Source organism: Paraburkholderia acidicola (assembly GCF_002362315.1).
Lineage (GTDB): Bacteria > Pseudomonadota > Gammaproteobacteria > Burkholderiales > Burkholderiaceae > Paraburkholderia > Paraburkholderia acidicola.
Genome location: NZ_MTZV01000004.1, coordinates 1,214,377 through 1,227,168 on the forward strand (window position 1 = coordinate 1,214,377; position 12,792 = coordinate 1,227,168).

The window sequence follows — 12,792 nt, forward strand, 5'->3', positions numbered from 1 at the left end:
GTCACGCTCATTTTTGCGGCGCGGCCGGATTGCCCGGCTGTACGGCTTTCGAGTTCGTCACCGGTGCAGGCGCCTGCTGCTCGAGCGGACGCGCCGTCACCGACGAATCCGGCACCGCGCCGACCGTCGGTTCGCTCGCAGCCGACTGCGCGTCAGGCGCTGCCACCGACGTCGACGATGCCGCCGCAGCAGCCGCCGCTTCCTGTGGCTGGATGTACTGGAACACCTTCACGACCTGCACGACACCCGGCACCCGGCTCGCCACATCGGCGCCGCGATTGCCTTCGTCGACGGTAACGAGGCCCATCAGGTACACGATGCCGCGCTCGCACACCACCTTGTAGTTGTTCGCGGAGATGTTCTTCTCGGCGATCAGCGCGGTTTTAACCCGGGTTTCGAGGTAGGTGTCGTTGCTACGCGAGGTGTAAGCGCTGGCCGCCTGCACCGCGAGTTCGTTGGCAATCGTATTCACGTTGTTGATACCGCGCACCAGCGTGTCGGCTTTCTGCTTCGACGCATCGTCGGGTACTTCACCGGTGATCAGCACGCGCCGGTTGAACACCGCCACATTGATGTGCGATGCGTCCGGCAGGTTGCTGCTGAGCTGGGACAGCGCCTTCACCTGAATCTCGCGGTCTTCGGTCTGCGCGCCGAGCGTGCGGCGGTCGGTTGCGAGTAGCGCACCGCCGCCGGCAGCACCTGCCACAGCCAGCACACAGCCCTGCAAGGTCGCGGCCAGTCCGGCGGCGAGGCTCACCACGAGCGTGGTACGTACAAGCGTTCTTTTGACGCGGGTTGCGCTCATCAACAAACTCTCCTTCTGGGTCAATCTTCGCCGAGCAACATGGCATCGATGCCGTCGCACAGACAATGGATGGTCAGCACATGAACTTCGTGGATACGTGCAGTACGCGCCGACGGCACGCAGATGTGAATGTCGGTGTCGGTCAGCAGGTTATTGAACTCGCCGCCGCCGTTGCCGGTCAGCGCGACTACGATCATTTCGCGCTCGTGCGCGGCGTCGATTGCGGCCAGTACGTTGGCGGCATCGCCCGCGGCGGAAAGCGCGAACAGCACGTCGCCCGGCTGACCGAGCGCGCGGACCTGCTTCGAGAAGATCTGCTCGAACGCGTAATGGCTGGCGATGGCGGTCAATACGGAGGAATCGGCGGTTAGCGCGATCGCGGGCAACTCCGGGCGCTCGCGCTCGAAACGGCCAATCAGTTTCGCGGCGAACTGCTGCGCGTCGGCGGCGGAACCGCCGTTACCGCACGCAAGAATGCGATTGCCGTTGGCAAGCGCGGCGAACATCGCGTCGATGGCCGCGGCGATCGGCATCGATAGCGCTTCGATGGCTTCGTGTATCACCTCCGCGCTTTCGCGGAAGTGCTGTTGAATGCGTTCGACTGACATCGACTCTCTATGGTGTGCTGCGTCGCGGCCGCATCGCACGCGGCCCGTGTTGTGAAGATCGGGCGTTCATCCGCCCCGTTCGCGTCCGCAAGTTTAGCGTACTCGTGCACGCTATCCGGCAGGTTTAGAGGTCGTCGGCACGAAATGCGTCGCGTAGCCAGACGAGCCGGCCTGCTTCGAACGCAACGACGTCGAACCGGCAGGCGGGCATCCCGCCATTCTGGTGCGCCAAACGAGTCGCGAGAAAATGCTGTGCGGCGCGCAACAGCCGTTGCCGTTTGTGCCAACCGACACTTGCCACAGCGCCGCCGTAGCGACGCTGTGCACGCGCTCTCACTTCGACGAATACGAGCGTGCCGTCCCGATCGCGCATCACGAGGTCGATTTCGCCGCCGCGGCACACGACATTGCGTGCCACGAAGCGTAGCCGCTGATGCTGCAGGAACACGAGCGCATGTGCTTCAAATGCCGCGCCGACGAGCTTCGACCCGCGTTGCGGCGGAAAGTTGTCGTCGGCGGACTGAACACGCGTTGGCGTTGGCGTTGGCGTTGGCGTTGGCGTTGGCGTTGGCGTTGGCGTTGGCGTTGGCGTTGGCGCTCGCCCCATGCGGTCCGGAATACGACTGGCTGCGTGGCACAATGGCGGCCTTGCTTTGTCTGTCTGCGGGTTCCGTCTCATGACTCCTCTCTCCGAACTCGCCCAAGGGCAGCAGTACCCCGCCCCTGCGCTCTATGTCGTGGCGACACCGATCGGCAACGTTGCCGACATCACGTTGCGCGCCTTGCATGTGCTCGGACTCGCGGACCGCATTGCCGCCGAAGACACCCGCAACACCGGCCAGTTACTCGCACGCTACGGCATCTCGAAGCCGCTCGTCGCCGTGCATCAGCACAACGAGCGGGCCGCGGCGCAGCGCATCGTCGAATACCTGCAGGCAGGAGAACGTGTGGCCTACGTGTCCGATGCCGGGACGCCGGGCATTTCCGACCCCGGCGCGAAACTCGTCGAAGCGGCGCGCGAAGCGGGCTTCCCGGTCGTGCCGCTGCCCGGCGCCAGCGCGCTTGCCACCGCGTTGAGCGCAGCCGGCGACTGGGCCGAAACGTTCTCGTTTCTCGGCTTCCTGCCGCCCAAGGCAAAGCAACGTGCGACGATGCTGCAGCCGCTCGCGGGTCATCCGTACGCGATGGTGTTCTACGAGGCGCCGCACCGCATTCTCGAAACCGTGACGGCGCTCGCCGACGCGTTTGGCGGTGCACGGCGCATGCTGATCGCCCGTGAGCTGACGAAATTACACGAGGCGTTGCACGTGAGCACCCTGGCCGATGGACCAGCGTGGCTCGCCGCCGATCCGAACCGGCAACGCGGCGAATTCGTGCTGGTGGTCGAAGGGATGAAAGCCCAGGCGACCGACGAAGCGGATCACGACGCGCTGCTGGGCCTGCTGCTGGAGGAGTTGTCGGTGAGCAGTGCGGCGCGCGTGGCGGCGTCGATCACCGGTACATCGCGCAACGCGCTGTATACGCGCGCACTTGCGCTCAAGAAAGACTGAAGGGCCGCACAGGCGGCCCTTCAGGGAGACATCTAGCGATCGCGCGGCAGCAATTCCGCGTACCGGCTTACCTCGTCGAATTCGCCGCGAGTATTTCGTTGCGTGCGGCCTTGACTTCCTGCTGCGACAAACCTTCGATCTTCACGCGAGCGGTACCGGCATGCTGCAGGTCCAGTTCGAGCGCCGCGGCGTAAGACAGGTCGATCACGCGGCCACGAGCGTACGGCCCACGATCGTTGATGCGCACGATCACCGAACGCGTTGTGGTCGGGTTCGTCACGCGCACGTATGAGCCCATCGGCAGCGTGCGGTGCGCAGCGGTCAGCGCGTGCATGTTGTAGCGCTCGCCGTTCGCGGTACGGCGACCGTGGAAACGCGGGCCGTACCACGAGGCGCGGCCGGTCTGATGGAAATCCGAGACGTCCGGGCCGCCTTCGGTCAGCGGTTCGGCGTCGGCCAGCGACTTGTCGCCCGCCTTCGCATCGGCGCCGGAAGCCGGCACACCGAACGCGGCGCCGTAGGCTACCGGTGCGCTCAGATCACTGCCTGCATGCGCGCTCCGGGTGCTGAGCGGCGTGTTGCTGGCCTGATCGGCGGGGCCAGGAGGCATCGCGCACCCCGCCAGCACAAAAAAGGCAAAAAGACTCCCGATACGTCGGGGCAACCGAGTTTTCATAAACGTGCTTCACATTGTCGAGCCGCATCACGCGATAGCTGCGTGTTGCATGCGACTCCGGCGGCAAGGCAAAAGCCAACGCCTGCGCGAGGCGCAGAGCGTCGTAGCCCGGATGCGGCAATTTCTGCCGCTACCGCACGGTTAGTTTTCACGTCTGGCGCAACCTGTCCCCGGCAGCCTGACCAGACCCCACATGCCGCCATCGAACGTGGCAAACACGTTCTTGAGCGCCGACAACCATGGCGCCCAGGAACAGCGGCGTAGGCCCCACCCAGCGTCACGGCAGCTTGGCCGTAGCAGGCGCGTGGCGCCTGGCTGGGTAAGACGTGTGCATCGAAACCTGTCGATGCTGGATTTGCCGTCAACAACTGACGGCACTTGCTTGACGGCGCCCGCTCGTCCTTTCAGATCAGGGTTCGGGTCGCCCAGTGGCAGCACGGTTTCCCGTGCACAAGGTCGCCATTATACCCAAATCACATCGCCGCCCTCCCAAACGAGGGATAACCCCATGAATCTTTACTGAATTTTTATCTGCGGCACGAAAGATGCGCCTGCTGCACCCACCTCTTGCGACGACCGGCGCAGGCACGGAGCGGCCGGTACAATCGCAGTTTTAGAGCCGCGCGTACGCCATGAAAGTCACCTTGATACCGGTCACCCCATTTCAGCAGAATTGCTCGTTACTCGTCTGCGAGGCAACCGGCCGCGCGGCCGTCGTCGATCCGGGCGGCGACCTCGATATCATCCAGGGCGAAGTCGCGCGGCAGGCGGTCACGGTGGAAAAAGTGCTCCTCACGCACGGCCACATCGATCACTGCGCCGGCGCGAAAACGCTCGCGGCGCACTATGGCGTACCGATCGAAGGTCCGCATCCGGACGAGCGTTTCTGGCTCGACAAGCTGCCCGATCAGAGCACACGCTTCGGCTTCCCGGCCGCTGAAGCATTCGAACCGGACCGTTGGCTGCACGACGGCGACACCGCAAAGTTCGGTGACGAACAGTTCGAGGTGTATCACTGCCCCGGCCATACACCGGGCCACATCGTGTTTTTCAGCCGCGCGCACCGGCTCGCGCTGGTCGGCGACGTGCTGTTCGCGGGCTCGATCGGACGCACCGACTTTCCGCGCGGCAACCATGCGGACCTGATCCGCTCGATCCGCGAAAAACTCTGGCCGCTCGGCGACGACGTGACCTTCGTGCCGGGCCACGGTCCCACTTCGACATTCGGCGCGGAGCGTCAGACCAATCCGTACGTGGCAGACGGAGTCGGCGCATGAGCGAGGAAATCTACGTCAGCACCGACGTCGAAGCCGACGGCCCGATTCCCGGCCCGCACTCGATGCTGAGTTTCGCGTCCGCGGCCTACACCGCGGACAAGCGCCTCGTCGCCACCTTCTCGGCCAACCTCGAGTTGCTGGAGGGCGCCAAGCCGCATCCGGTGCAGGAAGCCTGGTGGAAAACGCAGCCGGAGGCGTGGGCCGCCTGCCGGCTCGACCTGCAGCAGCCGGAAGCCGCGCTGAACAAGTACGTCGAATGGGTCGAGGCGCTGCCGGGCAAGCCGGTCTTCGTCGCGATGCCGGCCGGCTTCGATTTCACGTTCATGTTCTGGTACATGATGCGTTTCGCCGGCCGCTGTCCGTTCTCGTGGTCCGCGCTCGACATCAAGACACTCGCGTTCGCGATGACGGGATTGCCGTATCGCAAGTGCATCAAACCGCGGCTGCCGAAGCACTGGTTCGACGATCATCCGCATACGCACGTCGCGCTCGACGACGCGATCGAGCAGGGCGCGCTGTTCTGCAACATGCTCGCCGAGCTACGTGCGTCGCAGGCCTCCACTGCCGCCGCTGCAAACGGCGCTGCGGATTCTGATGGGGACGACTCAGCACGAAAAACCGCTGAGGGTGGCGCAAATTAGGGAATCTCCCTCATAAGAGCCGGTATACATTGCGTTTCGTTTTCGCGGCCTCTACCATTTGGCTATACCGCGACGCACACGGAGGCGCAGTTGACACTCGATACGTTCTCTCAAAAGATCCTGCGTCTGCTGCAGCTGGACGCGCGCCGCTCGGTCCAGGAAATCTCCGATCAGGTCGGCCTGTCGAGTACGCCCTGCTGGCGGCGGATCAAGGACATGGAGCAATCGGGCGTGATCCAGCGCTATACAGCGTTGCTCGATCGGGAGAAGCTGGGGCTCCATGTCTGCGCGCTCGCCCACATTCACCTGACCCGGCACACCGAAGGCGGCGTCGAGCAGTTCGAGCGCGAAATCGCCACCTGCCCGGAAGTGACCGAGTGCTACAGCACGACCGGCGAATCCGACTACATCCTGAAAATCGTCGCGCCCGATATCAAGGCCTACGACGCGTTCCTGCACGAACGCATCTTCAAGATTCCCGCCGTTGCCCAGGTTCGGACGAGCGTCGTGCTGCGTGAGATCAAGTTCGATACGCAGTTGCCGCTGTAGCGCTGAGGGGCGGCTTCGTCAGGCGACATCGCGCAAGTTCGCGCGAGCGTTGTACTGCGGTGAAATCAAGTTCGACACGCAATTCCCGCTGTAGAGCCGCGGAGATGTCTTCGTCAGGCGCCGTCGCGAAGTCCGCGCGAGCGGTGTACTACGGCGAAATCAAGTTCGACACGCAATTGCCACTGCAAGAACGCAGAGCGTCTTCATCAGGCGAGGTCGCGATGTTCGCGGACCAGTTCGCCCTGCGGCGCCGACAAGGCGGTTGCCTTTAGTACGCTCAGCCTTCGCGCACCCAGACGACGTTGCAACTCCACGCGGTCGATACGGGCCAGCCAGGCCCCGTCATCTTCATCACTGCGTTCATCGCTGCGCTCCCGCGACGGCCGCAAGACCAGTTCGATATCGAGCCCACTGCTCAGATAGTGCAGATTGACCGCCTCGACAACCACACCCTGTCCTGCCAGCGCCGAATTCAGTTCGTCAACGATGCGCTCGCGCGGCGGCAGATCGACGGGCGGCCGTGCCAGCGTGTCGTTCTCGGGGTCGACGTGAATCAGCGCATCGAGCACGCGCGGGTCGGTCAACAGGCGCGCTCGCGCCGACTCGGCGATGTAATGCCCTTCAGATACAGAGATCAGCGGATCGACGAGGATATGTGCGTCGACGAGCGCGAAGTCGCCCATCTTGCGGGTGCGCAGTTCATGCACATCGCGCACACCGGACGTCGCCAGCAACAAGGTGCGCAGGCCGGTGGACGCCGCTTCGTCCAGCGCACGGTCCGACAGATCCTGCAGCGCGTCCCAGCCGAACACCCAGCCCATGCGCGCCACCATGAAGCCGACGATCGCCGCGGCGATCGGATCGAGCAGACGCACGCCCGCGAGACTGCCGATAATGCCCAGCGCGACCACCAGCGACGACGCCGCATCCGACCTTGCATGCCATGCGTTCGCGATCAGCATGGCGGAGCGCACGCGTTGCGCCTCGCGCAGCATGTAGCGGAACAGCGCTTCCTTCGAGACGAGCACGAGTACCGCAACGACCAGCGCGCTCAGATGGACGGCCGGAATCGCCTCGATATCCGCGAGCCGGGTGCCCGCGCGCCAGAGCATGCCGACACCCACGGCGATCAGCAGCGCGCCGAGAAACAGCGACGCGACCGTTTCATAGCGACTATGGCCGTAGTTGTGATCGGCGTCGGGTTGCGCGCCGCTATGGCGGTTGGCAATCAGTACGACAAGGTCGGATACGAGATCGGATAGTGAATGGACGCCGTCGGCAATCAACGCCTGGGAATGCGCCAAAACTCCGACGATTAATTGCAATGCGCTCAATATCGCATTGAGCACGATACTCACAACCGTGGTTTTACGTGCGACCCGATGTTTCTCGCCGGATTGTGCGATAGCGGCTGAAGGCATACGAATGAAAGCAAACTGTCGGTAGACGGTATCCGTCATTCTACCCGCGAGGCATCTCGAAAGATGCTCGGCCACTCAAAAATACCCTTTTAAATCAGCCGCTTACTGGAACACGAAGCATTCGTATTCAAGCCCTCAACACGTTCTGTCACGACGCTATCCACCGTGGAACCGACTGACGATAAAAAACCGCGCTCCTTGCGGATAACGCGGTTTTATTGACGCTTCACACCGTGAGGTGCGATCGGGCATTATTTCTGGATAAGAAACTTCTCGCGATCCAATCCCGCGATCCACCGCGGCGGTTTGCCGCGGCCCGACCACGTACTGCCGCTATCCGGGTCGCGATACTTCGGTGCAACGCCTGCGCGCGGACGGCCAGCCTTGGCGTGCTTGCCGCGACCGCCGCCGAGTTCGGCCAGGGTAATACCGTAGTCGGTCATTTTCTGCTTGATCTCGTTCAGCACTTCGGCATATTCGCGTGCCTTGGCTTCTTCGATCTGCTTTTCCAGCTTTTCTCGCTGAGCGAGAAGGTCCTTGTAGGAAGACATAGTTTGCCTTGTGGTTTGGATAAATGGCTGCCGATCTTAAGCAGGCTTGCCGTTTGAAGGTTGTGGTGCCTCGGAATTTGCAGGCGAGATTAACACAAAATCGAAAGTGGGGAAAAGATCGCTTACCGAAATTAATTATCTTTTGTTTCAAGGTGCTTCGAGGAGTACTGCGACGGTGTTAAGAAACTTTCATTTCGGTCGTTTCTACGTTCATGCAAACCGACTGCATATTTCAGATAATTAGATTATCAACTCCCGAATCATGAAAATTAATTTGCCATTTACGCCTCAACTTTTCACGGCATGAGAACTTGAGAGTGATGAGACGCAACAAAATGGGAAATTGCTTCACTTCGGACGAAATAAACAGAATGCTCTGTCCAGTCATCTCGATATTCAGGAGAGATGCCGTTCGATACAGTCGGCCAATGCGGCATGCAACGCATCCGAATCGCATTTCGGTACATCGAACATGAAACGGGTCCGCTCGCCGGCGATTTTCAGATCCGCGCCGTAGCGATCGACGCCCGCCAGTACGAGACCGTCGGCGCGCTTCGGATGACCGTCGAAAAAATCGGCGAGCGCGGCTTCCTCGTCGGGGGCAAGCGGCTCGAGCGGATCGAGATCCTGTGCGTCCAGCCAGCCCATCGCACCGAATCCACCGATATAGCGCAGCCGGTCGACGTTCATCGTCCAGAACGAAAAATCGCCGAGTGCCAGATAGCGGGCGGCGTCCGGGTGGTAGCGCAAATAGCGGCGCACCCAACCAGCGTCGGGTTCGACCGGTTCGAACGCCCCCAGCAAGGTGACGCGCTGGCCGTTCAGCACGTCGCCGTCGGGCGCGTGGGCGACCAGGAAACCAGCCCGCGCATCGGCGTGCAGGTTGCGCGTGTGTTCAGCGAGACGGCTCACGAGGATCGTCGGGCGATGCATCGAGTCCGGCGCAAACGGCAGGACCGACGGATACGGGAAACCTTGCGGCTCGCGCGCATGGGTGGCCAGCGTGCCGACAGCGGCCTGGTGCAGCAGATGCAGCGGAGCGTGAGCGGGGATGTTCAAGTGCGCGGTCCTCGGTGGGCGGAAGCGGGGCTGCCCCGCTGAGCCTGTCCTGTCTGTTCAGACGTCCATATTAGTTCAGGCGGCCCCGCCATAAGACTCGCCCGGGCGGATAGAATCTGACGTTCGCTTTCAGCGCGCTTACCTCGCGTTTTCCTCGGGGTTTCCTCGCGGTTTCCTTTCTGTCCCACGCGCCTGCTTCCCGCTAACGCAACGAGCTCCCTTTGTCCGATCGACCCTCCGATTTCCCCGCGCTCCCCGCCGCCCATGGGGCACTCCCCACTGCTGCCCGCAACCGGGCTCGCAACGCCACGATGGCGTTGTTCTTCATCGCCGGGATGATGTACGCGTCGTGGGGAGTCCATGTGCCAACGGTGCGCGACCGCTTCCATCTGAACCCGGCGCTGCTGTCGTTCGCGCTGCTGGCGGTGGCGGTCGGCTCGATTGCCGCGATGGCGACCAATGGACCATGGATCGCCCGCGTCGGCTCGCGCCGTGCGTGCTTCGCCGGCGGCCTGACGATGTCGGTGTGCGCGGCGCTGATCCTGATCGTGCCTTCTTACTGGCTGTTGCTCGTCGTGCTGGCTGTCTTCGGTATGGGCATGGCGACGCTCGATGTGGCGATGAACGCGGAAGCAAGCGCCGTCGAAATCGCGCTGGGACGCCCGATCATGTCGACGCTGCACGGTATGTTCAGCGTCGGCGGGATGGCCGGTGCGGCCGCCGGTGGCGCGCTGATGTCGCGCGGCATGGCGCCGCCGGTCCATCTCGCGCTTGCCGCAGCGGTGTGCGCACTGGTACTGGTGGTGGCGTGTCCGGCGGTCTTGCCCCACGTGCCGCACGCCGAGCATCCGGACGCCCACACGCCGCGCGCCAACCGCTGGCGCTCGCCGGCACTGTGGGCACTCGGCATCTTCGCGCTGATCGCATTGATCGCCGAGGGCGCGATGTACGACTGGGCGACGGTCTATATGCGCGACATCGTGATTGCGACGCCCGCGGTCGCGAGCGCGGCCTACGCGGCATTTTCGGGCGGCATGGCTGCCGCGCGCTTCGGCGGCGACGCGGTGCGGGCGCGCTTCGGGGCGCCGCAACTGGTCATGGCGAGCGCATCGCTGGCGTTCGTCGGTATGCTCGGCGCGCTGCTGTTGCCTTATCCGGTCACGGCGCTGGCGGGCTTTACGCTGATGGGGCTGGGGCTCGCCAACATGATGCCGGTGCTGTTCGCGGCGGCGGCGCGCGTCAAGGGCATTCATGCAGCCGAAGGGCTCGCGCATGTTGCCGGGCTCGCCTATTTCGGGATGCTGCTGGGGCCGGTGATCATCGGCGGCATTGCGCAGGTGACGAGCCTGCCGATCGGGCTGTCGGTCGTCGCCCTGTGCGCGGCGCTCATCGCGATAGCCGGTCCCAGGGTCCTGCGGCGACTGAAAATCTGACGGGGTAAACGCTAACGCCCTGGTGAACCGCGGCAAATCGATCGCGCTCCGTCACGGTGACGTCCTCGTCCAGCACGGAACGCGCGTTACGTTACGCGCGGCTCAATCGAACGTTTGTTCCACACCACATCGCTGCGGCCGCGACCCTGTGCCGCCGCGGCTGTCGCCCGCTTTCCCTTGATGCAGCTTGCCCGGCCGGCACCGCTCGATTCCGGATGAAATTGGCATAAGGTTTGCAGATGACTCCCCACCAGGCTCTTTACGAGGGGAGGCAAACATGAAACGCCAATTTAAAATGACAGCAGTTGCTTTGTGCGTAACTTCAATGATCGCACTGACAGGTTGCGGCTCGGCCGTGACCAAGCCGGGGGTGATCGGAGGCGGAGGCAATGGAGGAACAACGCCGACGCCCACTCCGACACCTACGCCCACCCCAACACCCACGCCGACGCCTACTCCGACGCCGACGCCCACACCGACTCCGACACCCACGCCGACGCCTAGCGCCAACGCGGTCGGCAATGTCGTCCAGAAGACCAGCAACGTCATTACTGCCGCCGGCCAGACCGTGTCTGCGATTGGCAGTCAGATCGGCACCACGCCGATTCCCGGTGCCAACCCCGCGACCACGGCCGCGCTCGGCAACGTCGTCTCCAATCTCGGCGCCGGTGTCACCGCGCTCGGCACGGGCGCGGCCAATGGCCTCGGTCAGCTCGGCAAGGGCGGCAATCCGCTCGGCGTGACGCTCGCGAGTTCGGGCAATGTCGTCTACGACGCCGGACAGGCTGTTAATAATGTCGGCCAGCTCGTTACCAGCCTCGGCACTGGACCGACTGCACCGCTGAGCCCGCTGACGACTCCGCTCGGTGGCGTGGTATCGACTGTCGGCAATGCCGTTAGCGGCCTGGGTACGCAACTCGGCACGGCTATCTCTACCGGGCCGATCCAGCAGGTGACGCAGGCTGTCAGTTCGGCGATCACGCCGATTACCTCGACCGTCTCGGCGACCACCCAAACGATTGGCGATGCCACCGGCCTGGGCGCGCCGCTCAACGGTCTGCTGTCGACCATCGGCCATGGTCTGGATTCTGCCGGCGGCGCGATCAGTGGTGCGACCGGCAATCCGATCGGTCAGAACCTCGGCAACATCGTCACCAAGGTCGGCGACACCGTCACCTCGGCAGGCGGTCTGCTGACCTCCGGCGGCACGGGCTCGGCCAATCCGCTCGCGCCGCTTACCGGACTGCTCAGTTCGCTGCCGGGTACGCTTACTGGCAGTCTGGGTGGCCTCGGTGGTCTGGGCGGCCTCGGTGGTTCCGGTACGGGTACGGGTACGGGCTCTGGCTCAGGCGGTCCGCTCGCGCCCGTCACAGGGCTGCTGACGACGGTCACCGGCGCTGTCACGGGTGCGCTCGGTGGCAGTACCGGGCCGCTTGCACCTGTCACCGGATTGCTCACCAATGTCACGGGAAGCTTGACCGGCGTGCTCGGCGGTCTCGGTGGAACGGTCGGCACCGGTACGTCAGGATCGAATCCGCTTGCCCCTGTTACCGGACTGCTCGGTACAGTGACCGGCGCACTCGGTGGCGTAGCGGGCGGAGCCAGCGGTTCGGGCTCGAATCCGCTGGCGCCTGTTACCGGGCTGCTCGGATCTCTGACGGGCGCGCTTGGCGGCGTCGCGGGTGGTACCGGCTCGGGTTCGAATCCGCTGGCACCGGTCACCGGACTGCTCGGGTCCGTGACGGGAGCGGTCGGTGGGGCAACGGGTGGTTCCAGCGGGACGGGTAGCTCGGCGGGTCTGGGCGGTCTGCTTGCGCCGGTCACCGGTCTGCTCGGTTCACTCACCGGCGGACTGACCGGCAGCTCGGGTTCCTCGTCATCCGGCGGTCTGCTCGGCGGACTTGGCTCACTCGCCAGTACGCCTAAGAAATAACAACAACGTTTCACATCTCAGGGAGTGCGGCGGACCGATAACACGGTCCGCCGTTTTTTTTGCGCGCTGTGCTGGCTGTCTGGTGACGCCGAAGCTCGGTGGTTCTGCATGGCGGATATCGCTTTCGTCAGACACACGCGAAGTCGCTTGCGTTACGTTACGCGTCCCGTATGCGGGTGCCTGTTCCGTGACACATCGAAGCCAGCGAGCCACACGCTCGATCTGCTGCAATCCCTTTCCCTTTATTCCACAGGCTTCGGCGGTTTGTGGCGCTTCCGAGAAAGATTGG

13 protein-coding genes are annotated in these 12,792 nt (G+C 63.7%); 6 read left to right on the forward strand and 7 right to left on the reverse strand.

The features are described 5' to 3' along the window. Positions 1–7: 7 nt before the first annotated feature. From BWP39_RS15770 to BWP39_RS15780, 3 genes are all read right to left on the reverse strand, one after another. Complete coding sequence (locus BWP39_RS15770; protein ID WP_096721655.1) at positions 8–805, reverse strand: BON domain-containing protein; 798 nt, start codon at positions 803–805, stop codon at positions 8–10. 20 nt (positions 806–825) lie between these two features. Further along, positions 826–1,413: a phosphoheptose isomerase gene (locus BWP39_RS15775; RefSeq protein ID WP_096721657.1), complete on the reverse strand. Its 588-nt coding sequence runs from the start codon at positions 1,411–1,413 to the stop codon at positions 826–828. A gap of 124 nt (positions 1,414–1,537) precedes the next feature. Beyond that, positions 1,538–2,092 carry a YraN family protein gene (locus BWP39_RS15780; protein WP_235851428.1) on the reverse strand — a complete coding sequence of 185 codons (555 nt, stop codon included), beginning with the start codon at positions 2,090–2,092 and terminating at the stop codon, positions 1,538–1,540. On the opposite strand from BWP39_RS15780, the gene rsmI reads away from it, so the two are divergent. Beyond that, positions 2,091–2,963 carry a 16S rRNA (cytidine(1402)-2'-O)-methyltransferase gene (gene rsmI / locus BWP39_RS15785; protein WP_096721661.1) on the forward strand — a complete coding sequence of 291 codons (873 nt, stop codon included), beginning with the start codon at positions 2,091–2,093 and terminating at the stop codon, positions 2,961–2,963. The two genes, BWP39_RS15780 and rsmI, sit on opposite strands and share 2 nt — an antisense overlap. A gap of 67 nt (positions 2,964–3,030) precedes the next feature. Here rsmI and BWP39_RS15790 read toward each other — a convergent pair whose 3' ends face one another. Then, positions 3,031–3,639, reverse strand: coding sequence for a septal ring lytic transglycosylase RlpA family protein (locus BWP39_RS15790; protein WP_096721663.1), 609 nt, complete (start codon positions 3,637–3,639; stop codon positions 3,031–3,033). Between the two features lie 632 nt (positions 3,640–4,271). On the opposite strand from BWP39_RS15790, the gene BWP39_RS15795 reads away from it, so the two are divergent. From BWP39_RS15795 to BWP39_RS15805, 3 genes are all read left to right on the forward strand, one after another. Next, positions 4,272–4,916 carry an MBL fold metallo-hydrolase gene (locus BWP39_RS15795; RefSeq protein ID WP_096721665.1) on the forward strand — a complete coding sequence of 215 codons (645 nt, stop codon included), beginning with the start codon at positions 4,272–4,274 and terminating at the stop codon, positions 4,914–4,916. Then, a complete protein-coding gene (locus tag BWP39_RS15800) occupies positions 4,913–5,557 on the forward strand; it encodes a 3'-5' exonuclease family protein (RefSeq protein WP_096721667.1) in 645 nt (214 codons plus the stop codon). Before BWP39_RS15795 ends, BWP39_RS15800 begins: the two co-directional genes overlap by 4 nt. A gap of 90 nt (positions 5,558–5,647) precedes the next feature. Beyond that, positions 5,648–6,106, forward strand: coding sequence for an Lrp/AsnC family transcriptional regulator (locus tag BWP39_RS15805; protein WP_074263115.1), 459 nt, complete (start codon positions 5,648–5,650; stop codon positions 6,104–6,106). Between the two features lie 206 nt (positions 6,107–6,312). Here the strand turns inward: BWP39_RS15805 and BWP39_RS15810 are convergent, their stop codons facing one another. From BWP39_RS15810 to BWP39_RS15820, 3 genes are all read right to left on the reverse strand, one after another. Beyond that, positions 6,313–7,527 (reverse strand): cation diffusion facilitator family transporter, encoded by a 1,215-nt coding sequence (locus BWP39_RS15810; RefSeq protein WP_096722641.1) that lies wholly within the window; start codon positions 7,525–7,527, stop codon positions 6,313–6,315. A gap of 251 nt (positions 7,528–7,778) precedes the next feature. After that, positions 7,779–8,078, reverse strand: a complete 300-nt coding sequence (locus tag BWP39_RS15815; RefSeq protein ID WP_091008989.1) for an H-NS histone family protein — start codon at positions 8,076–8,078, stop codon at positions 7,779–7,781. 396 nt (positions 8,079–8,474) lie between these two features. Next, positions 8,475–9,137 (reverse strand): HugZ family pyridoxamine 5'-phosphate oxidase, encoded by a 663-nt coding sequence (locus tag BWP39_RS15820; protein ID WP_096721669.1) that lies wholly within the window; start codon positions 9,135–9,137, stop codon positions 8,475–8,477. A 221-nt stretch (positions 9,138–9,358) separates the two neighbouring features. Here BWP39_RS15820 and BWP39_RS15825 point away from each other — a divergent pair, with 221 nt between their 5' ends. Beyond that, positions 9,359–10,570: an MFS transporter gene (locus BWP39_RS15825; RefSeq protein ID WP_096721671.1), complete on the forward strand. Its 1,212-nt coding sequence runs from the start codon at positions 9,359–9,361 to the stop codon at positions 10,568–10,570. Positions 10,571–10,847: 277 nt separating this feature from the next. Continuing rightward, on the forward strand, positions 10,848–12,503 hold the full coding sequence (locus BWP39_RS15830; protein ID WP_096721673.1) for a collagen-like triple helix repeat-containing protein: 1,656 nt from the start codon (positions 10,848–10,850) through the stop codon (positions 12,501–12,503). Positions 12,504–12,792 lie beyond the last annotated feature (289 nt).

Excerpts from the sequence above, each read along its gene's own strand:
- BWP39_RS15780 (WP_235851428.1), bottom strand. The coding sequence starts at position 2,092 with ATGAGACGGAACCCGCAGACAGACAAAGCAAGGCCGCCATTGTGCCAC.
- BWP39_RS15815 (WP_091008989.1), bottom strand. The coding sequence starts at position 8,078 with ATGTCTTCCTACAAGGACCTTCTCGCTCAGCGAGAAAAGCTGGAAAAG.
- BWP39_RS15810 (WP_096722641.1), bottom strand. The coding sequence starts at position 7,527 with ATGCCTTCAGCCGCTATCGCACAATCCGGCGAGAAACATCGGGTCGCA.
- BWP39_RS15800 (WP_096721667.1), top strand. The coding sequence starts at position 4,913 with ATGAGCGAGGAAATCTACGTCAGCACCGACGTCGAAGCCGACGGCCCG.
- BWP39_RS15770 (WP_096721655.1), bottom strand. The coding sequence starts at position 805 with ATGAGCGCAACCCGCGTCAAAAGAACGCTTGTACGTACCACGCTCGTG.
- BWP39_RS15790 (WP_096721663.1), bottom strand. The coding sequence starts at position 3,639 with ATGAAAACTCGGTTGCCCCGACGTATCGGGAGTCTTTTTGCCTTTTTT.
- rsmI (WP_096721661.1), top strand. The coding sequence starts at position 2,091 with ATGACTCCTCTCTCCGAACTCGCCCAAGGGCAGCAGTACCCCGCCCCT.
- BWP39_RS15795 (WP_096721665.1), top strand. The coding sequence starts at position 4,272 with ATGAAAGTCACCTTGATACCGGTCACCCCATTTCAGCAGAATTGCTCG.
- BWP39_RS15775 (WP_096721657.1), bottom strand. The coding sequence starts at position 1,413 with ATGTCAGTCGAACGCATTCAACAGCACTTCCGCGAAAGCGCGGAGGTG.
- BWP39_RS15830 (WP_096721673.1), top strand. The coding sequence starts at position 10,848 with ATGAAACGCCAATTTAAAATGACAGCAGTTGCTTTGTGCGTAACTTCA.